This is a genomic window from Vibrio sp. HM8-C, from assembly GCF_058630515.1.
This window is the reverse complement of the sequence record NZ_JBMMKS010000047.1, coordinates 1-360: the sequence shown is the minus strand read 5'-3', so window position 1 is coordinate 360 and position 360 is coordinate 1. Positions and strand designations below refer to the sequence as shown.

Below are 360 nucleotides of genomic sequence, written 5' to 3'. Positions count from 1 at the left end.
TTTTCTAACCCTAAACCACCTTCTATGAAGGTGGTGATCGTTCCTTTGGGCTATGCCCGAAGAACGCTCATGTTCAATATATCCAGTGTTTGTAACCAGCAAATCAAGGAGATAAAGAACATGAGCAGATATGATTCAAGCTCACACGTTTACTATAGATGTCAGTATCACATAGTTTGGACGCCCAAATACAGGCTGAAAATCCTTAATGGCAACATAGGCAAAGAGTTATACAAAAGTATCTATGTATACAGCAATATGAAAAATTGTAGGGTGGTCGAATTGAATGTGCAGGTAGATCATGTGCATTTAGTCGTAAGGCTCCCTCCAAGCTTAAGTATTTCAAGTTACATGGGGTTT

General features: G+C 39.2%; 1 protein-coding gene. It reads left to right on the top strand.

Translation table 11 applies throughout. The features are described from left to right. Nucleotides 1-120 precede the first annotated feature (120 nt). Nucleotides 121-360, top strand: a 240-nt coding sequence (tnpA, locus tag ACOSVQ_RS20670; protein ID WP_491984309.1) for an IS200/IS605 family transposase, incomplete at its 3' end; no start/stop codon positions are given.